Raw genomic sequence first — 25346 nt, 5'->3', positions numbered from 1 at the left:
TAGCGCGCATTTAATAACGCCCTCATCTTTATGGAGCGGCGTTATGTCAGACGAATTTGTTCTCTCCCTCCGCCACTGCCTGCACCATCTGTACGGCGTGGCGCGCACTCTTTCCTGGGTAAATTTTCTCCCTCTGGTCCTGCTCGCGCTGGTGATTTTTCCGCTCACCGGCTGCGGTGACAAACAGGAAAATAAGCCTGCCCCAGTGCGTACGGTGCGCTACGTCGTCGTACGTACAGCCCAAACCCTCCCCGCGCTGGAAAGGACCGGTGAGATCCATGCCCGCGATGAAACGACGCTGAGCTTTCAAACCGGGGGGCGAATACTGACGCGCAGCGTTGATATTGGCGATCGGGTTAATGCCGGACAGCTGCTGGCCACACTTGAAAATACCACCGGACAAAATCAGCTCGACAGCGCAACGGCCGACTATGAAGGGGCCAAAGCCTCAGCGCAGGTTGCCGCGCTTAACGTCAGCCGAATGCAAAAGCTCATGCCGACGGGCGCAATAGCCCGCACGCAACTCGACAGCGCCCGCGCGGACTGGCTTGTCGCCCGCGCGCGATTAAAAAGCAGCGAGGCCGCGTTGCGTAACGCCCGCGAAAGCCTTGGCTGGACGCGCCTTATCGCTCCACAAACCGGCACGATCACCGAGGTGAGCACCTCTGCGGGCCAGGTTGTCAGCGCGGGACAGACGGTGCTTACGCTGGCAACCGGCGAAGCCCGCGACGTAGCGTTTGATATCGCCACGCCCGATGCGATACCGCCGCTGGATAAGGCGGAATTGCGGGTTTCCCTGCTCAGCGACCCGTCGGTACAGGCATCTGCCGTGCTGCGGGATATCACCCCGCAGGCCGATCCTCAGACCCGCACCTGGCGTGTCAGAGCCACCCTGATAAACCCGCCAGCGGCGATAGCGCTGGGTGCCAACGTCACCGTCACCCTGCCCTCGACTGGCCCGCGAGGTTACGTCATTCCCGCATCGGCACTGAGCCGAACAGGAGATAGACCGGCGGTGTTCGTGATTAACCCGCATTCGCAGGCGCAGCTGCGCGCGGTGGTGCCTGCCTGCTATACGGCCTCCTCGGTGATTATCGCCTCCGGCCTTGAGCCAGGCGACCGGGTGATTACGGCTGGCGTGAGCAAACTCCGTTCCGGAGAGCCGGTGGTACCCGGGGAGGTTCAGCCATGAACACGAAACCGCAAGCGAAATTTAACCTGTCCGCATGGGCGCTTAACCATCAGCAGATGGTCAGTTTCTTCATGCTGCTGATCGTGGCGATGGGCGTGTTCTGCTATGAAAAACTGCCGCGTAATGAAGATCCGGTTTTTACCATTAAAACGGCGGTCGTCTCCGCGCAGTGGCCGGGCGCGTCCGTAACGGACACCACCCGTCTGCTGACCGATACGCTTGAAAAAAAGCTGCAGGAAACGCCCTGGCTTGATTATCTCGAAAGTGAAACCCGTGCCGGGAGCGTGGTTATCCATGTGAATCTCCGTGACAATACCCCGCCGCAAATGGTGCAGGACATCTGGTATCAGATCCGCAAAAAAATGCAGGACATCGCGCCGTCTTTACCGGAAGGCGTTCAAGGCCCTGCCGTGAACGACGAATTTGACGATACGTTCGGCACGATTTACGGCTTTATTCCCGACGGCTACACCTTACGGGAAGTGCGGGATCGCGTTGAGACAATACGTCGTGAGCTCGCCTCCTTGCCAGATATCGGCAAAACCACCCTGCTGGGCGAACATCAGGATCAGATGGTTCTCGCCTTTTCTCCGGCCCGTCTGGCGGGTATGGGACTGGATATTCAGGCGGTCGCCGATGCGCTGCGGGCGCAAAACGCGGTTGTCCCAGCTGGCGTTATGCGTACCGGGCAGGAGAACATCGCGATCAAGGTCAGCGGGGCGCTCACGTCCGAAGAGAGTTTACGCGCCGTCACGCTGCACATTAACAATCGCTATATTCCGCTGACCGATATCGCCACCGTCACCCGGGAAGCCGCCGAGCCGCCGGCCCCCGCGTACCGGGTAAACGGCAAACCGGCCATCGGGCTGGCGGTGTCAATGGCGCCAACGGGCAACATGCTGCGTTTTGGCGCCGCGCTGAACGCCAGAATGACAGTCCTCAGCGCCGGGCTGCCGCACGGTATTGAGATGGTGAAAGTTGCCGATCAGTCGGAGGTGGTCAGTGACGCGGTAAGTGGTTTTGTCCGGGTGCTTATTGAAGCTGTTGTGATCGTGCTGGCGGTTTCATTTGTCTCGCTGGGTTTGCGGGCGGGGCTGGTGGTGGCTGCGGCCATTCCGCTGGTGCTCGCCATGACGTTTGCCGGCATGATGCTCGCCGGCATCGGGCTTCAGCGTATCTCGCTTGGGGCGCTGATCATTGCGCTGGGTCTGCTGGTGGATGACGCCATGATCGCCGTCGAAACGATGGTCTCCCGACTGGAAGCCGGGGATTCCCGTCGGCATGCGGCCACCCATGCATTCAAAACGACGGCCTTCCCGATGCTCACCGGAACCCTGGTGATGATTGCCGGGTTTATTCCCGTTGGTTTTGCGGCCTCCAGCGCCGGTGAATATTGTTTTTCCCTGTTTGCGGTAGTGCTGATTGCCCTGCTCTGCTCCTGGGCTGTCGCGATCCTGTTTTCGCCGCTGACGGGCACGTGGCTGCTGCCGGAGAAGGTCAGACATCGCGCGGCAGGCCCTGGAAGGATCGCGCGCGGGTACGGGCGGCTTTTAGGGCTGGCGCTACGTCACCGGCTCGCCACCGTGCTGATTGCGCTTTCCGCGCTGGGGCTGTCCGTGTACGGCACGACGTTTATGCAGGGTGAGTTCTTCCCCGCGTCGGACCGGCCTGAGCTGCTGGTCGGCCTGACGCTTCCGGCCAACGCGTCGCAGCCCGAAACGTTAAGAGAGGTGGAAAAGCTGGAACACGCGCTGGCCGGCAACAGCAATGTCGAGCGCTACTCGACGTACGTCGGGTCAGGAGCCATCCGTTTTTACCTGCCGATGGACGTGCTGCTGGAAAATGAAAACATCGCCCAGATTGTGGTGGTGGCGAAGGATCTTCAGGCGCGGGATCGTCTGCATGGGCAGTTGAACAGGCTGCTGGCGGCGCAGTTTAGCGACATCATCACGCGCGTGTCGCCCCTGGAGCTTGGGCCGCCCGTCGGCTGGCCAATCAAATACCGGGTGAGCGGGCCTGATTATCTGCAGGTCCGGGCGCTTGCGAACCGTCTGGCCGACGCGATTGGCCAATCGCCGCTGTCGCGCGAGGTTAACCAGACGGCCGGAGAGCCGGAGAGGATCATTACTCTGAAGGTGAATCAGACGGCGGCCAGGGCGGCAGGAATATCGTCAGAAGCTCTCGCCCGCACCTTGAATACCCTCTGGTCCGGCAGCGTTGTCACTTCAGTCAGGGATAACGATCGCCTTGTCGACGTGGTACTGCGGGCCACGGACAATGAACGTCACAGCACCGCCACTCTCTCCTCGCTGACCGTTCAGGGGAATGACGGTAAAAAAATTCCGCTCAGCGCCGTCGCGACGCTGGACTGGAGCGTGGACGATCCGGTCATCTGGCGTCGACAGCGGTTGCCTTTTATTACGGTGCAAACTGACCTCGCGCCGGGGCTGAGGGCCGAAGCGGTATCGGCGGCGCTGCGTCCGGCGATCGACACGCTGCGCGCGGAGCTGCCTGCCGGTTACAGCATAGAAGAAGGCGGCGCGGTTGCCGAATCAGATAAGGGGAACAGCTCCGTTTTTAGCGTTCTTCCGGTGACGCTTGTCATCATGTTGATGCTGCTGATGCTTCAGTTGCGCCGATATTCCCGGATGCTGCTGGCGCTTCTGATGGCCCCGTTTGGTTTACCGGGGATCGTGCTGGCTATGCTGCCCGGCGGCACGCCGATGGGATTTGTCGCGCTGCTGGGCGTCATCGCCCTGGCGGGGATGATCGTGCGTAACGCGGTGATACTGATTAGCGAGGTAGACAGTAATCTTGCTCAGGGGATGGCAAACGATGCCGCGATTGTGGCGGCCGCGGAGCATCGGGCCAGACCCATCTGTCTGACCGCCTGCGCCGCCATTCTGGGCATGATCCCGATCTCTCATCAGGTATTCTGGGGGCCAATGGCCTATGCGATTATCGGCGGGCTGCTGGTCGCGACGCTGGTAACGCTGACCGTATTACCCGCGTCGTTTAGCCTGCTGTTACAGTGGGGGGACTCAGCGCAAAGCCGCAGAAGAAAGGTGAGCTGAGGCTCAATCGTTCCCCGGCAGATTACACAGCCGTCAGCGCAAAACGGTTCCTCAGGATCCGGGGGATCTCATCCTCCGTCAGCTGCTGCGGCTAAACTGCGCAAACGAACCCACGCCTCGCCTGCTGAATGCCATGGAACAGATTGGCGCGCGGTGTCATGAACTGGCGGCTCTTCTCCGGTGGCGGTTTTACACTAAACTTTCCAGCCACTCGGTGAAGGCCCGCACCTTGCGGGAGAGATGGCGGTGTGGATAGAGAAGCGACAATTTACGATCCGGGGAGCGATGCTCCGGTAACACTTCAACCAGTTGGCCGCGGTCAATATAGGGCTGCAGAAAAAGATTCATCCCCTGTATTAACCCTAACCCGGCCAGGCCCGCCGCGATGTAGGCTTCGGAGTTATCCACGACCAGCTTGCCGGGCAACGTTATTTCCGCAATGCCTTCTGGCGTAGTAAACGTCCAGGGTTGAATTTTTCTGCTGTTGTTATTAATCCAGTTGATGGCCTGATGTTTGTATAAATCATCCAGCGTTTCTGGCGTACCGTGTTTTGCCAGCCAGGCCGGGCTGGCACAGGTCGTGATTTTAATGTTCCCGATTTTGCGCGCGACATAGTCACCATCGTCCAGCTCCCCCACTCGCAGCACGCAGTCCAGGCCATCGCGCAGCATATCCCGACGGCGGTCAGAGCTGCTCAGAATGATGTCGATCTCAGGATGCTGACGATAAAAATCCGGCAGGTTGGGTATGACCCTCAGCGCCGCAAAAGCGATGGGCATATCCACCCGCAACTGACCGTGTATTGCCCGGCCAGTGCCAAACGACTCCAGTAAATCGTCCGCCTGCGCCAGCAGGGGTTTACTTCGGCGATAAAACGCCTCTCCGTCCGGCGTCAGGCTAATCCGCCGCGTTGTTCTCTGCAGCAAACGCGTGCCGCTGTGCTGCTCCAGATGCTGTAACGCTTTGGTGACCGCCGGACGGTGGATCTGCAGATTTTCCGCCGCCTGGGTCAGGCTGCCCGACTCGACAATTTCAATGAAAACTCTAATTGATTCAAAGAGATTTAGTTGCATTGGTTGTCTCTTTTGCCGTCACAGGAATGTCAGGATTGTTACTTATTTTATAACAGTGATGAATCTTTTTGGCTATTTTTCCTAACAATCTTCCGCCCTACACTCTCCTCCATTCAAACGTGAGGAATGTTCTGCTATGAAAAATAACCGTATCTGTCAGATCCTGGGTATCGAAAAGCCTGTTATTCAGGGACCATTATCCTGGCTTACTGATGCCCGTTTAGTGGCCGCGGTCAGCAATGCAGGAGGGCTCGGCGTGCTGGGGCCTAATGCCGGTTTAACCGCCGACACCGCGGTCTCCACGCCGGAAGAGACCGCCGAAAAAATGCGGGAAGAAATTCGCAAAACCAAACGGCTGACCGAAAAACCCTTCGGCGTGAACCTGATCCCCACCGCCGTTAATGACGTCTGGACCGGGCCAATTCTTAAGGTGATAAAAGAGGAAGGCGTCAGGGCCGTGGTGTATACGGGCTATGGTGAAGGCAGCATTATTCCTGCGCTGTTCAGTGAATTAAAAGAGGCGGGTATTGCCATTATCTACCGCGACATCAATCCCACGCCGGAGAACACCCTTCTGGCTGAAGAAATGGGGGCAGACATTATCGTCGCCACCGGTTTTGACGAGGGCGGGACGCTACCCGCAACAGCGCTTGGTACCTTTTCCATCGTGCCGCTGATTGCCGATGCCGTGAAGCATGTTCCGGTGATGGCGGCGGGCGGTATTACCGATCGCCGCACCGCCAGAGCGGCGCATGCGTTAGGTGCGGAAGGCGTGTTTGCCGGTTCGGTCTTTATCAGTACCGCAGAAAGCCGCGTGCCGCAGGAGGTCAAAGAGAAAATTGTTGCCGCCAACGGCCTGGACCTGCTGCTTTTCCGCACCGTCCCTCACTACTATCGTTCTCTCCCCGGCAAGCTGGCGGAAAAACTGGCGGCGATGGATAAAGCTGGCGCAAGCAATGAAGCGCTGGGCAAGGCGATGGGAGGATTGCGGGGCCTGCGCCTGGGCATGCTAGAAGATAACACCGATGAAGGTTATATCTCGCTCGGCACGGGGATAGGAAGTATCCGCAGCGTGAGAAGCGTGGCTGAGGTTGTCGATACATTAACGGTTGAGTAAGCCCTTAACCCTGATGCTATGGACGCTGCACAGGAGCGGCGTCCGTAAACCGTCTTCGGCTCTTTGTCACACATAGCCGCCTTTTACCTCGCCACCGGTAAATCCGCGTACCGCGTCGTATAGGCCGGTGACAGCATCTCCCGCTTCATCGCCCAGGCTTTCTCAATCCCCTGCCCGGCAAACCATATTTTCCCTTTGCCGGAATGATTTAAGCTGTCGATGGTTTCCATCAGCGCGGCGCTGTTGGCGCTCGGGCGGTTATCGTCAAACAAATTCAGCTGGGCAACGCCGCTGCTGAAAAAGTCTGCCAGCATCACCCCCGCTTTCATATAGCGATATCCGTCAAGCCAGATACGACCCAGCGCCTCAGTGGCGGCACGAATGATATCGCGCGAATCATTGGTGGGCGTCATCAGGGTGACGGAAGCCTGATTGCCGTAATAAATTTCGTTGTCGGCATGCGGGCTGGTGCGCACAAACACGCTGATAAAGCGGCAATACTGATGCTCGCCACGCAGTTTTTCCGCAGCACGTTCTGCATAGGCGCAAATGGCCTGATGCATCTCCTCGTACTGCGTAATACGGTGTCCAAACGAACGACTACAGATAATTTGCTGCTTCGTGGGAGTAAACTCTTCCAGATCGAGGCAGGTCTCACCTCGAAGCTCGCGCGCCGTGCGCTCCATTACCACGTTAAAATGTTTGCGGATGACCCAGGATGACGCTTCCGCCAGCTCCAGCGCCGTGGTTATCCCCATCGCGTTAAGCTTTTTCGTGATACGTCGTCCTACGCCCCACACCTCCTCCACCGGAACCTTTGCCAGCAGCTTACGCTGCCGTCCACGATCCGAGAGATCGACCACGCCACCGGTGGCTGACCACCGCTTCGCCGCATAGTTGGCCAGCTTCGCCAGCGTTTTAGTCGGCGCAATCCCGACGCCCACACTTAAGCCTGTGTTTTTAAAGACCTGCGTACGCATCTGATGACCGAATGCTTCCAGCGAGATGCAGTTGCTGACACCCGAAACGTTCACAAATGCTTCATCGATGGAGTAGATCTCAATGGCCGGCGCGAGATCGGTCAGCGTCTGCATCACCCGGCTGCTGAGATCGGCATACAGCGCATAGTTGGAGCTAAAGACGTAAACCCGCGACGGATACCCCTTCTCTTTGAATTTAAAATAGGGCTCCCCCATTTTTATGCCGAACTGCTTTGCCTCCCGCGACAGCGAAATAATACAGCCGTCGTTATTGGACACCACCACGATGGGCTTACCCACCAGATCGGGGCGAAACACCCTCTCGCAGGAGGCATAGAAGCTATTCACATCAACCAGCGCGAACATGTTTATGCGTTTTGAGCGTATGAGTGACGACACCGAAGATTTGCAGCTCCTCTTCGGACTGAAAGGCGATCGGCTGATAGCGGGCATTACGCGGCAGCAGCCGCAGAACCGGGCGGGTCTGTAGCTCTTTCACCGTAAATTCGCCGCCGACCGACGCCACAACAATGTCCCCGTGCTCGGCATTTAACGAGCGGTCTACCACCAGCAGATCGCCGTCGCTAATCCCTGCGCCGATCATGGAGTCCCCGCTCACTTTGATAAAGTAGGTCGCACTGGGGTGCCTGACCGCCAGCCGGTTAAGATCGAGACGATCCTCCACATAATCCTGCGCAGGGCTTGGAAAGCCACAGGCAACACGCTCAAGATATAAAGGTAATTCAATAAGTTGCTTTGGATGATAAGAAAAGAGAGTGTCCATAAATGCCTTTCCCGCCAGATACTGTATATAAACACAGTATTACGGATTACGGCACAGGATCAAGGTCATTTCCGACAAAGACCGCAAACGCGTTGAAGTTTGAGCGGATTTAATTTAGCAACCTCTTCTGCTGGCGATCGCAGATGGGCCAACCGAAAGTCATAAAAAAGTCATTAGCGAACACTTTTAAAATCACTTCATATAAAAAAGATTATCAAATCACTATAGAAACACTATCAATTGACTTACATATCAGAATTACGCATATTTTAGGGCACGAATTATCAAGACTTTTGGAGGACGTTTTCTATGCCAGCCCGTGACTATCCCGACAAGCGAGTTGCCCGCGGTTTAGCAAAGGAGGCCGATCTCAGGATGTTGAGCGCCCGCATTGAGCCTGACCTGATGGAATACATCAGAATCACCGCCTTTGAGACGCGAAAAAGCAAGCAGGAAATTGTGGCAGAAGCGTTAGCGCTTCACAGACAAAAAAGTCAATGCGGAGTCTGAGCAGGCAAAGCCTGGAAGTGTCCTTCCGGCTTTGCCCATGCTGTGATTAACCCATCAGCGCATTCAGCTTTTCAAGTGCTTCAGGCGGCAATTGCACCTCTCCCGCCGCGAGGTTTTGCCGCAGATGCGCCACGGATGACGTGCCGGGGATCAGCAGGATGTTCGGCGACCGTTGCAGCAGCCATGCCAGCGCAACCTGCATCGCCGTTGCGCCCAGGGAATCCGCGACGGCCTGCAGGCCGGTGGACTGCAGTGGCGTGAAGCCTCCCAACGGGAAGAACGGCACATACGCAATCCCCTGCTGCGCCAGTAAATCTACCAGCGCATCGTCGCCGCGGTTCACAATGTTGTACATGTTCTGCACGCAGACGACCTGCACCATCTTCCGCGCTTCCGCCACCTGCGTGGCCGTGACGTTGCTCAGGCCAATGTGGCGTACCAGCCCCTGCAGCTGTAATTCTGCGAGGGTGGAAAGCGGTTCAGCAATCGATCCTTCTGCCGGGCCGTGTGCGCTAAACATGATCCGCAGGTTCACCACGTCCAGCACGTCCAGCTTCAGGTTGCGCAGGTTGTCATGCACCGCCTGGGTTAGCTCCTGCGCGGAAAAGGCTGGCAGCCAGGCCCCTTTCTCATCGCGACGGGCACCGATCTTGGTGACGAGGGTGAGATCGTCCCGGTAAGGATGAAGCGCCTCGCGGATCAGCTGGTTCGTCACATGCGGGCCGTAAAAATCGCTGGTATCGATATGATTCACACCCGCCGCCACGGCTTCGCGCAGCACGTCCAGCGCGGCCTGTTTATCCTTCGGCGGGCCAAATACGCCCGGCCCGGCAAGCTGCATTGCCCCGTAGCCCAGTCGTTTCACCGTTCGCGTTCCGAGCGCGTACGTCCCGCTTTTATCAATGCTGCTCATGTTAACCTTCCTCATAAAATGATCCGGATTTACAACAGGTTCCTGACCGAAGCCCTAAGTTAAGCGCGAGTTAAATTAAAGTTTAAATTCTATACGACGATAGTATGGGTGTACCTCTGCATCTTTTCTAACGGACGACCGCTATGCTGAAAAATCTGCACGTGATTACCGGAATTATCTTTGCCCTCACCATATTCTGTCTGCTGCAAGTTGTCACGGGAGGGTTGTTCTACTCTGCCGTCAGCAACGATCGCCATAACTTCCAGAACTCCGGCGTGCTGAATGCCCAGCAGGAAAGCCTGAGCGACAGCGTGAACACGCTGGTGAAAACGCGCGTTACCGTAACCCGCGTGGCAATCCGCTACCTGAAGAACCAGCGCGACCCGGCATCCCTTGCCGCGATTAACAAACTGCTCGGCACCGCAGGCGACTCGCTGGCTAAAGCTGAAGCCTATAACAAAGAATGGCAGAAAATGCCGCAGGTTAACGGCCAGAATGCGGCGTTAACCGACGAGATGCAGAAGTCATGGAATCAGATGCACGAGGTGATGCGTTTGTCGATTGAGTATCTGCGTGCCGACAACTACCAGGCCTATGGCGATCTGGACGCTCAGCAGGCCCAGGACGACATGGAAGCGGTCTATAACCGCTGGCGCGCCGAGAACAACACGCTGCTGAAGGCGGCAACCGAAGAGAACCAAAGCAGCTTCACGCAGATGCAGTGGACGCTGGCAGCCATTTTCCTGGCCGTTATCGCCGTGCTGGTGGTGATCTGGCAGGGTTTACAGCACCTGCTGTTAAAACCGCTCAACGCCATCATGAACCATATTCGCGCCATTGCGGGAGGCGATCTGACGCAGGATATCACCCTCTCTGGCCGAAATGAGATGGGTCAGCTGGCGGCTGGCCTGCACGAGATGCAGCAGTCGCTGGTGACGACCGTCAGCGCCGTACGCGGCAGCACCGACTCCATCTACACCGGCGCGGGTGAAATTGCCGCAGGGAGCAACGATCTCTCCGCCCGCACCGAAGAGCAGGCCTCCTCGCTCGAAGAGACAGCCGCCAGCATGGAAGAGCTGACCGCAACGGTTAAACAGAACTCCGATAACGCCCGTCAGGCGACGCTGCTGGCGAAGAATGCCTCTGAAACAGCGGCTCGCGGCGGCCACGTCGTGGATAACGTGGTGCGCACCATGAACGAAATTGCCGACAGTTCGCAGCAAATCGCTCATATTACCGGCGTGATTGACAGCATTGCGTTCCAGACCAACATTCTGGCGCTTAACGCCGCGGTGGAAGCCGCACGCGCAGGCGAGCAAGGCCGCGGGTTTGCGGTTGTCGCCGGTGAAGTTCGTACGCTGGCCAGCCGCAGCGCGCAGGCGGCGAAAGAGATCAAAGGGCTTATTGAGAACTCCGTCAGCCGGGTGAACACCGGTTCTGAGCAGGTCAGCGAAGCGGGCGCGACTATGAAGGAGATTGTCGCCGCCGTCACCCGCGTCACCGATATCATGGGCGAGATTTCGTCCGCATCGGATGAGCAGAGCCGCGGAATTGAGCAGGTGAGCCTGGCCGTGTCGCAGATGGACAGCGTGACGCAGCAAAACGCCGCGCTGGTGCAGCAGTCGGCCACGGCGGCAGCGGCGCTGGAAGATCAGTCCGAACAGCTACGTCAGGCCGTGGCCGCGTTTCGTCTGAACGGTAAAGCAAACGCCACCGCCCCACGCCCGGCCAACGTTAAAACACCGCAGCTGCTGCGTCCGGCAACGGCTAACGCCCCCCCCGACAGTAACTGGGAAACCTTCTAAGCCTCAGGCGGGCGAAGATATCGCCCGCTAACGGCTGCGCTTGGCGTGCCGTTCCCAGTTCTCCTGCTTCGCGTCGTCGGATTTTCGCAGGGAAACATAGCAAGCCCCGCTGCCGCCGTGATGCGGCAGCGCCACGCAGAACGCCTGCACTTCCTCGAACTCGCTTAACCAGCGTGCCAGATAGCTACGCACCACATTAGGATGCGAATTTTGCTCGCGCCCTTTCCCGTGGATGATGATGAGGTTACGTAATCCGTCACGACTGGCCTGGCGAATAAAGGAATACAGCATCTGGCGGCAGCGTTCAGCGGGCTGACGCAACAGATTTAAGCTGGCCTGTCGGGAGTATTTACCCGAACGCAGCTTATCAATAACGCCCTGCTGGACGCCTTCGCGCTGGAACGCCAGCGGCTCGTCAAGCGGCAATAGCTCAAGGAAACCCAGGGTCAGAAAGTTGTCGAGCTGTTCGGTATCGATGTCCTGGCGAGCCCGGGTATTACGGCTTTGCTGCCAGTGGATATCGGTGCAGCGTTTCAGGGGCTGGACATCCTCCATGGCGTCAAGAAAAAGGGATTTGTCGTCAGGGTTCATGGAAATCCTCCGGCTACATCTGGGCTTGTACTATACCTGCGCCAGACAGGTGTCTCAATAACCCTTAGAAGATGAGGCACGAGATAAATATTAACCCGATGAATATATATAGGCATTATAAAATGTACTTAAACCTGACTTAACTAAAACCCCAGCAACGGTAAAATAGGTGATTTGCGTTAAATTTTCGTGAAATCAGTCATTCACCTTCCTTTCATTTTTCGGGAAAGGTGTTATAACTAAATTTACCTGCCTCATGGATATAATACCCAGGACTTGCGAAAGGACGCACTGCTGTGTGTACTATAGGGTCTGTCTGATGTCGGGCAGACTCTGTTTTTTTATTATGCGACACTCACCCTGAAATTATTTTTCTCGCTTCCCTTCTGAATTGCGTAATTAATGATTCGGCAAGCGGAGTTTGACGAGAATCCCGGCGCTGAATTAAATAATATGCGGCTTTTGGAAGCGACTCGGCAACCGGCAAAATGACCAGACGGTGCGCCAGCAGCGGATCACAGCCTAACTCCTGCGGAAGGATACTTAAAAAATCACTTTGTGCAACAAGGCTAATGCAGGAAGAAAAGGTTTCGCACACTACGCCAATCCGCGGTATTTGCGAGCGGTGGCTAAATAGATCTTCTAATTGTTTATAATAACTTCCCCGCGGCGTTGGCATTGTCCAGTTATAATGCAGCAGATCGTTAATGGATGTTGCCCCTGTCGCCGGATGCCCTTCCCGGCAAAATACCGCAAACGGTTTTTCGAAGAGTTTTTCAAACGTAAACTCATGGTCGTAAGGCCCCTGATAATAGGTGTTGATGGTGAAGTCCAGTTCGCCCTGGCGTAATTCATTGATCATCGACACCAGTTGCCCTTCCATAATTCGCACTTTAACCTGCGGGTGCTGGGCGTGAAAACGGGTGATGACGGCGGGCATCAGGCTGCGTGACACGCTGGCCCCCATCCCGATATTGATCTGCCCGGCCAGATCCCCCTGCCGCTGGCGAATGTCATCCTGCGCCGCACGCAGCTCTTCCAGAATCAGCCTGGCGCGCTGGTAAAACCCTTCCCCGCACTCGGTCAGCGCAACGCCTTTACTCCGGCGAACAAAAAGCTGCGCCGCCATGCCCTCCTCCAGCTCTTTGATGGATTTGGTCAGCGCCGGCTGCGAGAGATTCAGCGTCCGGCTGGCACCGCGAATGCTGCCCTGACGCGCCACTTCAACAAACGCCCGGATTTGATGGAATTTAATCTGAAATGACATAGCCCAACCGATAACCGTTGTTTATCAGAGTAAAGAAACTGTCATCTACTTTAATGGAAAGGGATGTGCGAGGGTAATTCCTGAACGGTTAAAACTGTGAAAAAACGGTTAGTGATAAGTAAAAACTATCACAGCGTGAAGCAGTTCACATTTTTTAATGATGACAGGAACAGATATGGACACACTGGCGAAGTACATCCAGACATTAGCCCCCCAGCTGATCGCATGGCGTCGCGATTTTCACCATTTTGCGGAATCCGGCTGGGTAGAGTTCCGTACCGCCGCAAAGGTCGCGGAAATTCTTGACTCCCTGGGCTACGAACTGGCGATGGGTCGCGACGTGATCGATGCCGAAAGCCGTATGGGGCTGCCCGATGACGCTACCCTTTCGCGAGAGTTTGCCCGTGCGCGGTCACAGGGCGCGCCTGAGAAATGGCTGGCACCGTTTGAAGGCGGATTTACCGGCATTGTGGCGACCCTGAATACCGGACGACCGGGCCCGACGCTGGCGTTTCGCGTCGACATGGATGCCCTTGATTTAAGCGAAGCGCTCGACGACAGCCATCGCCCGTTCCGCGACGGTTTTGCCTCCTGCAACGCGGGAATGATGCACGCCTGCGCGCACGACGGCCACACCACCATTGGCCTGGGGCTGGCAAAGGTGCTTAAGCAGAACGAAGCGCAGCTCAACGGTACCGTCAAGCTGATCTTCCAGCCTGCCGAAGAAGGCACCCGCGGCGCGCGCGCCATGGTCGCCGCCGGGGCGCTCGACGGCGTGGACTATTTTACCGCCATCCATATTGGTACCGGCGTCCCCGCCGGAACGGCGATCTGCGGCAGCGATAACTTTATGGCTACCACCAAGTTCGACGTGAACTTTACCGGCGTTGCCGCACACGCGGGCGGCAAACCGGAGGATGGACGTAACGCCCTGCTTGCCGCCGCGCAGGCCGCCCTCGCCCTGCACAGCATCGCCCCGCACAGCGAAGGCGCTTCCCGCGTCAACGTCGGCGTGATGCAGGCGGGTAGCGGCCGCAACGTGGTGCCCGCAAATGCACTGATTAAGGTTGAAACCCGCGGCGAAAGCGAAGCAATAAACCAGTATGTCTTTGAACGCGCGAAGGCTGTCATTACCGGCGCGGCCGCGCTCTATGGCGTGAGCGCGGAGATGCGCCTGATGGGGGCCGCCACCTCCAGCGCGCCGACGCCGGCCTGGGTTGATTACCTGCGTGAACAGGCGAGCCAGGTATCGGGAATTGTGCACGCAATCGATAAGGTGAAAGCGCCAGCAGGCTCTGAAGACGCCACGCTGATGATGGCCCGCGTGCAGCAGAACGGCGGCATGGCATCGTATATGGTGTTCGGCACGGATTTGAGCGCCGGACATCACAACGAAAAATTCGACTTCGATGAGCAGGTCATGGCTGTCGCCATTGAAACGCTGGCGCGAACTGCGCTCAATTTCCCGTGGACGCGAGGTGTGTAATGCAGGAGAACTACGCTTTTATTGCCGATGCCATCGACACGCGATGTCAGACGCTAACCGATATTGCCGATGCAATTTGGGATCATCCCGAAACCCGCTTTGAAGAGTTCTGGTCCTCCAGACGGCTCGCTGACGAGCTGGAAGCCGAGGGCTTTACGCTGACCCGCGAGGCAGGCGGTATCCCAAACGCGTTTATCGCCAGCTTCGGCAGCGGAAAACCGGTTATCGCTCTGCTGGGCGAGTACGACGCGCTGGCCGGGCTAAGCCAGCAGGCGCACTGCGCGACGGCGCAATCCGCCACGCCGGGGGCGAGCGGCCACGGCTGCGGGCATAACCTGCTGGGCACCGCGGCGCTTGCGGGCGCGGTGGCGGTAAAAAGCTGGCTGGAGCAGCACGGCGGCAGCGGAACGGTGCGTTTTTACGGCTGTCCCGGTGAGGAAGGCGGTTCCGGGAAAACCTTTATGGTACGTGAAGGTCTGTTTGATGACGTTGATGCCGCCGTCACCTGGCACCCGGAGGCCTTTGCCGGGATGTTTAACGTCAGCACACTCGCCAACATTCAGGCGGCCTGGCGTTTTCACGGCGTGGCGGCACATGCAGCCAACTCGCCCCATTTAGGGCGCAGCGCGCTGGACGCCGTGACGCTGATGACTACCGGCACCAACTTCCTTAACGAGCACATCATAGAGAAAGCGCGCGTCCATTACGCCATCACCGACACCGGCGGGATTTCGCCCAACGTGGTGCAGGCGCAGGCTGAAGTTCTGTACCTGATCCGCGCCCCGGAGATGGCCGACGCGCAGCAGATCTACCAACGCATCGAAAAAATTGCCCAGGGCGCGGCAATGATGACCGAAACCACCGTGGAATGCCGCTTTGATAAGGCCTGCTCCAGCTACCTGCCGAACCGCACGCTTGAGGCTGCGATGTACCGCGCGTTGCAGCACTACGGCACGCCGGAGTGGACCGATGAAGAGCGCGACTTTGCCCGCGAAATCCGCGCCACGCTGACGCCAAACGATCTGCAGAACAGCCTGAAAAACATTGCCGCCACGGGGGGAGAAGCAGGCAAAGCCTTTGCCCGCCGCCATCAGGAGACGCTGCTGGTGGATGAAGTCGCGCCCTATGCCATCACCGATAACGTGCTGGCGGGTTCAACGGACGTGGGTGACGTCAGCTGGAAAATGCCGGTCGCCCAGTGCTTCAGCCCCTGCTTTACCGTCGGCACGCCGCTGCACACCTGGCAACTGGTGGCGCAGGGACGAACCTCCATCGCCCATAAAGGCATGCTGCTGGCCGGGAAAGTGATGGGCGCAACCGCGCTCAATCTGCTGCAGGATGCAGACCTGCTGAAAACATGCCGTGAAGAGTTCGAACAACAAATAGAAGAAAAACCGTACGCGTGTCCGATCCCATCGGGCGTGACACCGTCACCTTTAAAATAAAAAAACACAACACAACAACACAACACTCCCGAGGAACGCCCATGAGTATGTCATCCATACCTTCGCATTCCCCATCCGGTAATCTCTATGGCTGGGTTGAAAGGATCGGCAATAAAGTGCCGCACCCTTTCCTGCTGTTTATCTATCTGATTGTGATTTTGATGGTTGCCACCGCCGTGCTCTCGGCCTTTGACGTCAGCGTGCGCAGCCCGGCAGACGGCAGCCTGGTGGCGGTGAAAAACCTGCTCAGCATTGACGGGCTGCACTGGTTTTTACCGAACGTGATCAAAAACTTCAGCGGTTTCGCTCCGCTGGGGGCCATTCTGGCGCTGGTGCTGGGCGCCGGGCTGGCTGAACGCGTGGGCTTGTTACCCGCGCTGATGGTAAAAATGGCATCCCACGTCAGCGCGCGCTATGCCAGCTACATGGTGCTGTTTATCGCCTTCTTCAGCCACATTTCATCCGATGCCGCGCTGGTGATTATGCCGCCGATGGGGGCGCTGATCTTCCTCGCCGTCGGGCGCCATCCCGTGGCGGGTCTGCTGTCGGCCATTGCGGGCGTGGGCTGCGGCTTTACCGCCAACCTGCTGATCGTCACCACCGACGTGCTGCTCTCGGGCATCAGCACGGAGGCAGCGAAAACCATTGATGCGGCCATGCACGTCAGCGTGATCGACAACTGGTACTTTATGGCAAGCTCGGTGATTGTCCTGACGATTGTCGGCGGGCTGATTACCGATAAGATCGTCGAGCCGCGTCTGGGCAAATGGGAAGGCCGTAGCGATGAAAAGCTGGAGACGCTGAGCAAAGAGCAGCGCTTCGGCCTGCGCGTAGCCGGGCTGGTCTCGCTGGCGTTTATCGCGCTGGTGGCGCTGATGGTGGTGCCGGAAAACGGCATACTGCGCGATCCGGTTAAGCATACCGTCCTGCCGTCGCCGTTTATTCAGGGCATCGTGCCGCTGATTATTCTCTTCTTCTTTGTCGTTTCGCTCGCCTACGGTATCGCTACCGGCAAAATCCGCCGTCAGGGCGATCTGCCGCAGCTGATGATCGAGCCGATGAAAGAGATGGCGGGCTTTATCGTGATGGTATTCCCGCTGGCGCAGTTTGTGGCGATGTTTAACTGGAGCAACATGGGCAAGTTTATGGCCGTGGGCCTGACCGACGCGCTGGAGGCTGCCGGATTAAGCGGCGTACCGGCGTTTGTCGGGCTGGCGCTGCTGTCATCCCTGCTGTGCATGTTTATTGCCAGCGGCTCCGCCATCTGGTCAATTCTGGCGCCGATCTTCGTGCCGATGTTTATGATGCTCGGGTTCCACCCGGCGTTTGCCCAGATCCTGTTCCGCATCGCGGACTCCTCGGTGATCCCGCTGGCGCCCGTCTCACCTTTCGTTCCGCTGTTTTTAGGCTTCCTGCAGCGCTATAAGCCCGAGGCCAGACTGGGTACCTACTATTCGCTGGTTTTACCCTACCCGCTTATCTTTTTAGGGGTATGGCTGGTGATGCTGGTGGCATGGTATCTTGTCGGCCTGCCGATTGGGCCGGGGATATACCCGAGGCTAAATTAAAGGATTGAAAATGCTGAGATTACTCGAAGATAAAATTGCGACGCCGCTCGGGCCGCTGTGGGTGATCGCGGACGAGCAGTTCTGCCTGCGCGCCGTTGAGTGGGAAGAGCACAGCGACCGCATGGAGGAACTGCTTGATATTCATTACCGCGCACAGGGTTATGAACGCATCAGCGCCACCAACCCGGGCGGGCTGAGCGACAAGCTGGCGGCGTATTTTGAAGGCGATCTCAGCATCATTGATACTCTGCCAACCGCCACGGCAGGTACCCCTTTTCAGCGCGAAGTGTGGCAGGCGCTGCGGTCGATTCCGTGCGGGCAGGTCATGCATTACGGCCAGCTCGCGGAGCAGCTAGGCCGCGCAGGCGCCGCACGCGCGGTGGGTGCCGCCAATGGCTCTAATCCGGTCAGCATTGTGGTGCCCTGCCATCGGGTCATTGGCCGTAACGGCACCATGACCGGCTATGCCGGCGGCGTGCAGCGCAAGGAGTGGTTACTGCGTCACGAAGGGTATCTCTTGCTGTAAATCCCAGGCTTTTTGTGCTTAATTTTCTACCGGTTAGGCTAAAAATCCATAATCAAGCTGTGGAATTTCAAGAAGATGGCAACACGTTGCCGTCTCTTGTCCTTATTGCGGGTTTGTCAGGCTTACGTACTTACCAAAAAGATGTTAAAATTGACCAATATCAATTAAGGCTTGAGCAAACCTATGATCCCGGAAAAGCGAATTATACGACGCATTCAGTCTGGCGGTTGTGCTATCCATTGCCAGGATTGCAGCATCAGCCAGCTCTGTATCCCGTTTACCCTGAATGAGCATGAACTCGATCAGCTTGATAATATCATCGAGCGCAAAAAGCCGATTCAGAAAGGGCAGACGCTGTTTAAAGCGGGAGACGAACTGAAATCGCTCTATGCTATCCGCTCTGGCACCATCAAGAGCTACACCATCACCGAACAGGGTGACGAGCAGATCACCGGCTTCCACCTGGCAGGCGATCTGGTGGGCTTTGATGCCATCGGCACTGGTCACCACCCGAGCTTTGCTCAGGCACTCGAAACCTCAATGGTTTGCGAAATTCCGTTTGAAACCCTGGACGATCTGTCCGGTAAGATGCCTAACCTGCGTCAGCAGATGATGCGTCTGATGAGCGGTGAGATCAAAGGCGATCAGGACATGATTCTGCTGCTTTCCAAAAAGAATGCAGAAGAGCGCCTGGCCGCGTTTATCTACAACCTCTCCCGCCGCTTCGCCGAGCGCGGTTTCTCGCCGCGTGAGTTCCGTCTGACCATGACCCGTGGCGATATCGGTAACTACCTGGGCCTGACCGTTGAGACCATCAGCCGTCTGCTGGGTCGTTTCCAGAAGAGCGGAATGCTGGCCGTTAAGGGTAAATACATCACTATCGAAAACGGCGAAGCGCTGGCCGTTCTTGCCGGACACGCCCGCAACGTGGCGTAACTCTCCGCCTGTTGATAACCAGACTGATAAATTCACGTGATTTATTGGTCTGGTATCATCGCTTCCGCTTTAAGACATTTTCACCGTAGCACGTCCCCACACAGCGCCTGAAAGGTTGTCGTTGAGGTTATGAATTGAGAGAAAGTTTGTTTTTCGTTTCAGTCGTGATCGCCTCAGTGACCTTTATATTCATCTGGATCATGCTTGTCGGTCCGATGAAGGGGGAGGAAAAAACCTACGTTCAGGATTCCACGACCTTTGCGATAGCGGTGATGGTGCTGCTGTTCATTGCGTTTATCGCGGTGACATCCACCGTGCTTTTCCTTTGATAAATTTTCATGAATTATTGATCTGGCAAAAGCTCCCCTCTGTTTCATTCAGGATATATAGGTTACTCTTTTAATTACAGACTGTGGTGACAGTAGTAAGGAGACCTGTATGGCCAAGTATCAAAACATGCTGGTAGCTATCGATCCGAATCAGGACGATCAGCCGGCATTACGACGTGCTGTGTATTTACATCAACGGATTGGTGGCAAAATCAAAGCGTTTTTGCCGATCTATGACTTCTCGTATGAGATGACCACCCTTCTGTCGCCTGACGAGCGCACCGCTATGCGTCAGGGCGTCATCAGCCAGCGTACCGCGTGGATCCGTGAACAGGCGAAGTATTACCTGGAAGCGGGAGTGCCTATTGATATTAAAGTGGTCTGGCATAACCGACCTTTTGAGGCCATTATCCAGGAAGTGGTTGCCGGTGGGCACGACCTGCTGCTGAAGATGGCGCACCAGCACGACAAGCTGGAGTCCGTAATCTTCACTCCGACCGACTGGCATCTGTTGCGTAAATGCCCTTGCCCGGTCTGGATGGTGAAAGACCAGCCGTGGCCTGAAGGCGGGAAAGCCGTTGTGGCGGTGAATCTCGCGAGCGAAGAGGATTATCACAATTCGCTCAACGAGAAGCTGGTGAAGGAGACCATCCAGCTTGCCGATCAGGTTAACCATACCGAAGTGCATCTGGTGGGCGCCTATCCGGTTACCCCGATCAATATCGCCATTGAGCTGCCGGAATTTGACCCTAGCGTCTATAACGACGCGATCCGCGGTCAGCACCTGCTGGCGATGAAAGCGCTGCGCCAGAAGTTCAGCATTGACGAGAACATGACGCACGTGGAAAAAGGGCTGCCTGAAGAGGTGATCCCGGATTTAGCCGAACATCTGCAGGCCGGGATTGTGGTGCTGGGCACCATTGGCCGGACCGGTATCTCTGCTGCCTTCCTCGGCAATACCGCCGAACAGGTGATCGACCATCTGCGCTGCGACCTGCTGGTCATCAAGCCGGATGAGTATCAGACGCCGATTGAGCTGGACGACCCGGAAGACGATTAACGTAAACATCAAAGCCCGCCGCTCCGGCGGGCTTTTCTCATCAACTCTCCATTACCGGCTTCGGCTGTTCACCTGACTCATCCTGCATCCACGGCGCGTGCAATACCATGCTGGGCAGCGCCAGCTTAATCTCCTGGGCGTTCAGCCCTTCAAGAATACGGATATTGATCTCCTGCTGGATGTCCATGTATTTGTTGTAATCCGCGGTATTAACGATATGGACGACTTCAAACGTCAGGCGGTCGCGGTCAAATCCCAGAAAATGGGCACGATCGAATTTTGTCTCGCCGACATCGGTAATGATCTGCCTGACCATATCCCCCACGTAGCGCAACTTATCGGGCGGCGTGTCGCTGGCGACGCCAAAGGTAAAGACGATGCGACGCGTCTGCATGCGTTTGTAGTTGTGAAGCGTCTGCTGAAGCAAAATGGCGTTACCGCAGACGATCTGCTCCCCGCTCAGGCTGCGGATACGGGTCGTTTTCAGGCCAATGTGCTCTACCGTCCCCGCCACGTCGTTGAACACCACAAAATCGCCAATTTCAAACGGCTTATCAAAGCCGATAGAGAGCGAGGCAAACACGTCGCTGAGGATCGTTTGTACGGCGAGGGCGATGGCAATACCCCCTACCCCAAGGCTGGCAACCAGAGCAGTGATGTTGACGCCCGCGTTAGCAAGGATAGACAGCAGCATCACTGACCAGACGATGGCACGGAGAATAAGCCCCGTGATCACCAGCGTGACCGGGTTTTTATGGCTTCCGGGCGCCAGCATGACGTGACGAAGCCACGACACCACCCCCTGATCCATCCACAGCGCCACCTGGATGGCGAAAACCAGGAACCAGGCGTGGCTCACGGTACCAAAGAGATGATCCGGCAAGTTAACGAAACGCAGGCTGAAGAGCAGCGCCACCACAAACAGCAGGAAGCGGCTGGTGCGGTTAAGCATATCGGTCAGGATAAAACGCATCCGGTTGGTGGTCGGGTGCTTGTCGCCCCAGGTGGTGATCCCTTTCTTAACGAACGCGATCAGGCGCGTTAGCAGCCAGTACACCAGCAGCGTCACAAAGACAACCGTGGCGGCGCCTATCCAGAATGCCGGCGTCATCATCAGCGCGATGATGTCGAAGCGGGACAGAAATTGCATTACACCTCCTCGTATTACACAAAGGGTAAAGTATAGACAGAGGAGAAACGCTGGCCGCAGAAATAGGAAAACCGCCCCGAAGGGCGGTTTGTCAGGAGAAAGCGAATTACAGCGCTTTCAGAATCGCATCCACGCTGGCTTTGGCGTCGCCAAACAGCATATGGGTATTCTCTTTGAAGAACAGCGGGTTCTGCACACCAGCATAGCCGGTGTTCATCGAGCGTTTGAAGACAATGACGTTCTGCGCCTTCCACACTTCCAGAACCGGCATCCCGGCGATTGGGCTACGCGGATCGTCCTGTGCCGCCGGGTTAACGGTGTCGTTAGCACCAATAACCAGCACGGTGTCGGTGTCGGCGAAATCATCGTTGATCTCATCCATCTCCAGCACGATGTCGTATGGCACCTTCGCTTCCGCCAGCAGTACGTTCATGTGGCCCGGCAGACGTCCGGCCACCGGGTGAATACCAAAGCGAACTTTGATACCGCGCGCGCGCAGCTTCTCGGTGATTTCCGCCACCGGATACTGCGCCTGCGCCACCGCCATACCGTAGCCTGGGGTGATGATCACAGAATGCGAGTTTTTCAGCATTTCCGCGGTGTCTTCCGCGCTGATCTCACGGTGTTCACCCACTTCTTCGTCAGAACCGGTAGAAGAACCGTCAGAACCGAAGCCACCGGCGATAACGCTGATGAACGAACGGTTCATCGCCTTACACATGATGTAAGACAGAATGGCACCGGAAGAACCGACCAGCGCACCGGTGACGATCAGCAGGTCGTTGCTCAGCATAAAGCCCGCAGCCGCCGCTGCCCAACCGGAGTAGGAGTTCAGCATCGAGACAACCACCGGCATATCCGCACCGCCGATGGACGCCACCAGATGCCAGCCAAACGCCAGCGCGATGATGGTCATCACCAGCAACGCCAGTACCTGCAGGCCCACGCTTTCGGTACGCACGAAGACCACCAGGAGCACAAACGACACCACCAGCGCCGCCAGGTTCAGCTTGTGACGGTTAGGCAGCATCAGCGGTTTAGAAGAGATCTTACCGCGCAGCTTGCCGAACGCCACGATAGAACCGGTGAAGGTTACTGCACCGATGAAGATACCGAGGAACACTTCGGTCAGATGAATGTTGACCAGAATCGGCTCCATGCCCGGTTCGTGATACAGGTAGCTGTTGAAGCCCACCAGCACCGCCGCCAGGCCCACGAAGCTGTGCAGAATCGCCACCAGCTCCGGCATCTCGGTCATTTCCACGCGCTTCGCCAGGCGAATACCAATCGCGCCGCCGATGATCATCGCCACCAGGATCCACGCCACGTTGCCGGTATCCGGCCCGAAGATGGTGGCAATCAGCGCAATCGCCATCCCGGCGATACCAAAGTTATTTCCCTGCTGAGACGTTTCGTGTTTGGAAAGCCCCGCCAGACTGAAAATAAACAGGATTGCAGCAACAATGTATGCGGCTGTCACTAATCCTCCAGACATATGCTACCCCTTAGCCTTTACGAAACATTTTCAGCATGCGCTGAGTCACGGTGAAACCACCGAAAATATTGATACTGGCGATCAGCACCGCGATAAAGCTCAGGAAGCTGATCCAGCCGCCGTGTCCAATCTGCAGCAACGCCCCTACCACGATGATCCCGGAGATAGCGTTGGTCACCGACATCAGCGGCGTATGCAGCGCATGGGAGACGTTCCACACCACGTAGTAACCCACAACGCACGAGAGTGCGAAGACGGTAAAGTGGCCGAGGAACTCTTTCGGCGCGACGTCAGCCAGCCAGCCGAACAGAATAATGACCAGCGCCATGATGGCGTATTTGCGCCACGGAGAAGCCGGTTTAGCCGGTTCTTTTGGCTCGGGTGCCGCTTTCGGCGCAGCCTGGGGCTGGGCTGAAACCTGAATAGGCGGCGCAGGCCAGGTAATTTCACCTTCGCGAACGACGGTGACGCCGCGCACCACCACATCGTCAAAATCGACGGTGATGCTGCCGTCTTTCTCTTTGCAGAGCAGCTTCAGCAGGTTAACGAGGTTGGTGCCGTACAGCTGAGACGACTGGGTTGGCAGGCGGCCAGGCAGGTCGGTATAGCCGATCACCTTCACGCCGTTCGCGGTCGTGGTCACCTGATTGGCAACGGTATACTCGCAGTTACCGCCGTTTTGCGCCGCCAGGTCGACAATCACGCTGCCCGGCTTCATGGAGTCGACCATCTCACGGGTGATCAGCTTCGGCGCCGGTTTACCCGGAATAAGCGCGGTGGTAACAATAATGTCGACGTCTTTCGCCTGCGCGGCGAAGAGTTCCATTTCGGCTTTGATAAAGGCTTCGGACATCACCTTCGCGTAACCATCACCGCTGCCCGCTTCTTCCTTAAAGTCCAGCTCAAGGAATTCGGCCCCCATGCTCTGGACCTGTTCCTTCACTTCGGGACGGGTGTCGAACGCGCGCACGATAGCGCCCAGGCTGTTTGCCGCACCGATTGCGGCAAGACCCGCCACGCCCGCGCCAATCACCATCACTTTCGCCGGTGGGACTTTCCCCGCCGCGGTGATCTGGCCGGTAAAGAAGCGTCCAAATTCGTGAGCGGCTTCAACAATGGCGCGGTAGCCGGCAATGTTTGCCATGGAGCTCAGCGCATCCAGCGACTGCGCGCGCGAAATACGCGGCACGGAGTCCATCGCCATCACGGTCACGCCACGGGCCGCCAGCTTCTCCATCAGTTCAGGATTTTGTGCAGGCCAGACGAAGCTCACCAGCGTGGTGCCTGGATTCAGCAGCGCAATCTCACTCTCTTCCGGCGCGTTGACCTTCAGAATCACGGGCGACTGCCAGACTTCAGCACCGTCTACCACTTCCGCGCCAGCCTGAATAAAGGCTTCGTCATCGAAACTCGCCAGCTTGCCTGCGCCGCTTTCAACCGCGACGGTAAAACCCAGCTTAAGCAGTTGCTCCACCGTTTTCGGTGTTGCCGCTACGCGGGTTTCATTGGCTAACCGTTCTTTTGGTACCCCAATACGCATAGTTTTCCCTTCCATCGGTTTTTGATGATGGTTTGTCGATAAATGCCCGCGGTTTGTATCAATTTTCGCCAGCATGATAGCGACGAGAAATGAGTAACCCCGCAAAATAAAACAGTAACAAACTGTCTATAACCTACTGAAAATAGCGCTTGTGATCTACCGCCAGAAAACACTATTTCTTACTTTATCTGTGAAAAATAAGCGATCGGCGTCACTGACAGTGATATTTACCTTAAATTCATCGCCAGAACCGATAAATCGCGCAAGCGAAGCGGTAAAAACATGATATAGCGCCATAAGAGAACAAGTTATTAACATTAAATTAACTTGTAAAAGTCATATGCTTTATCAGTTTTGCTTGTCAAACGCCTGTTTTTTCAACATATCACTAAATGTTATCGAATTCGGTAATTGAGTGAGCACAGGCAGTGAAAAATGGCGCAGACAGCGACGGGTTTTAAATGCCATAATCGGGGCCGTCTCAAATTAACAACAATACCAGTA

Annotated in this window: 21 protein-coding genes and 1 pseudogene; 13 read left to right on the top strand and 9 right to left on the bottom strand. The window is 56.7% G+C overall.

All coding sequences use genetic code 11. The features are described from left to right. Positions 1-43: 43 nt before the first annotated feature. The 3 genes and pseudogenes from IM303_RS02960 to IM303_RS22355 form a co-directional block, all read left to right on the top strand. Positions 44-1192 carry an efflux RND transporter periplasmic adaptor subunit gene (locus IM303_RS02960; RefSeq protein ID WP_048999457.1) on the top strand — a complete coding sequence of 383 codons (1149 nt, stop codon included), beginning with the start codon at positions 44-46 and terminating at the stop codon, positions 1190-1192. Next, positions 1189-4266, top strand: coding sequence for an efflux RND transporter permease subunit (locus tag IM303_RS02955; protein ID WP_048999458.1), 3078 nt, complete (start codon positions 1189-1191; stop codon positions 4264-4266). The genes IM303_RS02960 and IM303_RS02955 overlap by 4 nt, the downstream gene beginning before the upstream one ends. Before the next feature lie 73 nt (positions 4267-4339). Then, a pseudogene (locus IM303_RS22355) lies at positions 4340-4522 on the top strand (hypothetical protein); the annotation flags it as partial. Here IM303_RS22355 and IM303_RS02950 read toward each other — a convergent pair. Continuing rightward, the gene (locus IM303_RS02950) at positions 4456-5340 is read right to left on the bottom strand and encodes a LysR family transcriptional regulator (protein ID WP_045261464.1); all 885 of its coding nucleotides are present in this window, start codon (positions 5338-5340) and stop codon (positions 4456-4458) included. The pseudogene IM303_RS22355 and the gene IM303_RS02950 sit on opposite strands and share 67 nt — an antisense overlap. Before the next feature lie 136 nt (positions 5341-5476). Here IM303_RS02950 and IM303_RS02945 point away from each other — a divergent pair, with 136 nt between their 5' ends. Beyond that, complete coding sequence (locus IM303_RS02945; protein WP_048999459.1) at positions 5477-6457, top strand: nitronate monooxygenase family protein; 981 nt, start codon at positions 5477-5479, stop codon at positions 6455-6457. Positions 6458-6540: 83 nt separating this feature from the next. On the opposite strand, the gene umuC is transcribed toward IM303_RS02945, so the two are convergent. Beyond that, positions 6541-7803 carry a translesion error-prone DNA polymerase V subunit UmuC gene (gene umuC / locus IM303_RS02940; protein WP_028012956.1) on the bottom strand — a complete coding sequence of 421 codons (1263 nt, stop codon included), beginning with the start codon at positions 7801-7803 and terminating at the stop codon, positions 6541-6543. Next, complete coding sequence (gene umuD, locus IM303_RS02935; RefSeq protein ID WP_028012955.1) at positions 7787-8221, bottom strand: translesion error-prone DNA polymerase V autoproteolytic subunit; 435 nt, start codon at positions 8219-8221, stop codon at positions 7787-7789. Before umuD ends, umuC begins: the two co-directional genes overlap by 17 nt. A gap of 309 nt (positions 8222-8530) precedes the next feature. Here umuD and IM303_RS02930 point away from each other — a divergent pair, with 309 nt between their 5' ends. Continuing rightward, positions 8531-8731 (top strand): hypothetical protein, encoded by a 201-nt coding sequence (locus tag IM303_RS02930; protein WP_028012954.1) that lies wholly within the window; start codon positions 8531-8533, stop codon positions 8729-8731. 46 nt (positions 8732-8777) lie between these two features. Here the strand turns inward: IM303_RS02930 and IM303_RS02925 are convergent, their stop codons facing one another. Continuing rightward, the gene (locus IM303_RS02925) at positions 8778-9644 is read right to left on the bottom strand and encodes an aldo/keto reductase family oxidoreductase (RefSeq protein WP_193359563.1); all 867 of its coding nucleotides are present in this window, start codon (positions 9642-9644) and stop codon (positions 8778-8780) included. A gap of 143 nt (positions 9645-9787) precedes the next feature. Between IM303_RS02925 and IM303_RS02920 the strand changes: the two genes are divergently transcribed. Then, positions 9788-11449 (top strand): methyl-accepting chemotaxis protein, encoded by a 1662-nt coding sequence (locus IM303_RS02920; RefSeq protein WP_193359562.1) that lies wholly within the window; start codon positions 9788-9790, stop codon positions 11447-11449. A 27-nt stretch (positions 11450-11476) separates the two neighbouring features. Here IM303_RS02920 and smrA read toward each other — a convergent pair whose 3' ends face one another. Beyond that, a complete protein-coding gene (gene smrA / locus IM303_RS02915) occupies positions 11477-12040 on the bottom strand; it encodes a DNA endonuclease SmrA (protein ID WP_048999461.1) in 564 nt (187 codons plus the stop codon). 355 nt (positions 12041-12395) lie between these two features. Beyond that, a complete protein-coding gene (locus tag IM303_RS02910; protein ID WP_045261470.1) occupies positions 12396-13307 on the bottom strand; it encodes a LysR family transcriptional regulator in 912 nt (303 codons plus the stop codon). A 175-nt stretch (positions 13308-13482) separates the two neighbouring features. Here IM303_RS02910 and IM303_RS02905 point away from each other — a divergent pair, with 175 nt between their 5' ends. The 7 genes from IM303_RS02905 to uspE all read left to right on the top strand — a co-directional run bounded on the left by IM303_RS02905 (position 13483) and on the right by uspE (position 20657). Beyond that, positions 13483-14793, top strand: coding sequence for a M20 family metallo-hydrolase (locus tag IM303_RS02905; RefSeq protein WP_048999462.1), 1311 nt, complete (start codon positions 13483-13485; stop codon positions 14791-14793). Further along, positions 14793-16238 carry a M20 family metallopeptidase gene (locus IM303_RS02900; protein WP_048999463.1) on the top strand — a complete coding sequence of 482 codons (1446 nt, stop codon included), beginning with the start codon at positions 14793-14795 and terminating at the stop codon, positions 16236-16238. The genes IM303_RS02905 and IM303_RS02900 overlap by 1 nt, the downstream gene beginning before the upstream one ends. Before the next feature lie 41 nt (positions 16239-16279). Beyond that, positions 16280-17806, top strand: a complete 1527-nt coding sequence (gene abgT / locus IM303_RS02895; RefSeq protein WP_193359561.1) for a p-aminobenzoyl-glutamate transporter — start codon at positions 16280-16282, stop codon at positions 17804-17806. A 10-nt stretch (positions 17807-17816) separates the two neighbouring features. Then, positions 17817-18332 carry a methylated-DNA--[protein]-cysteine S-methyltransferase gene (gene ogt, locus IM303_RS02890; protein ID WP_028012946.1) on the top strand — a complete coding sequence of 172 codons (516 nt, stop codon included), beginning with the start codon at positions 17817-17819 and terminating at the stop codon, positions 18330-18332. A gap of 183 nt (positions 18333-18515) precedes the next feature. Further along, positions 18516-19268 carry a fumarate/nitrate reduction transcriptional regulator Fnr gene (gene fnr / locus IM303_RS02885; protein WP_006174991.1) on the top strand — a complete coding sequence of 251 codons (753 nt, stop codon included), beginning with the start codon at positions 18516-18518 and terminating at the stop codon, positions 19266-19268. Positions 19269-19444: 176 nt separating this feature from the next. Beyond that, positions 19445-19597: a hypothetical protein gene (locus IM303_RS02880; RefSeq protein WP_223824746.1), complete on the top strand. Its 153-nt coding sequence runs from the start codon at positions 19445-19447 to the stop codon at positions 19595-19597. Positions 19598-19706: 109 nt separating this feature from the next. Further along, positions 19707-20657, top strand: a complete 951-nt coding sequence (gene uspE / locus IM303_RS02875; RefSeq protein WP_028012944.1) for a universal stress protein UspE — start codon at positions 19707-19709, stop codon at positions 20655-20657. A gap of 40 nt (positions 20658-20697) precedes the next feature. Here uspE and IM303_RS02870 read toward each other — a convergent pair whose 3' ends face one another. From IM303_RS02870 to pntA, 3 genes are all read right to left on the bottom strand, one after another. Continuing rightward, the gene (locus IM303_RS02870) at positions 20698-21807 is read right to left on the bottom strand and encodes a mechanosensitive ion channel family protein (protein ID WP_048999465.1); all 1110 of its coding nucleotides are present in this window, start codon (positions 21805-21807) and stop codon (positions 20698-20700) included. A 106-nt stretch (positions 21808-21913) separates the two neighbouring features. Further along, positions 21914-23302 carry a Re/Si-specific NAD(P)(+) transhydrogenase subunit beta gene (pntB, locus tag IM303_RS02865; protein ID WP_013096868.1) on the bottom strand — a complete coding sequence of 463 codons (1389 nt, stop codon included), beginning with the start codon at positions 23300-23302 and terminating at the stop codon, positions 21914-21916. A gap of 10 nt (positions 23303-23312) precedes the next feature. Next, on the bottom strand, positions 23313-24842 hold the full coding sequence (gene pntA, locus IM303_RS02860) for a Re/Si-specific NAD(P)(+) transhydrogenase subunit alpha (RefSeq protein WP_193359560.1): 1530 nt from the start codon (positions 24840-24842) through the stop codon (positions 23313-23315). Positions 24843-25346 lie beyond the last annotated feature (504 nt).

It is taken from the genome of Enterobacter cloacae complex sp. P38RS (genome assembly GCF_014930775.1).
In the GTDB taxonomy this organism is placed as follows: domain Bacteria; phylum Pseudomonadota; class Gammaproteobacteria; order Enterobacterales; family Enterobacteriaceae; genus Enterobacter; species Enterobacter bugandensis.
This window is presented reverse-complemented; position numbering and strand designations above follow the sequence as displayed.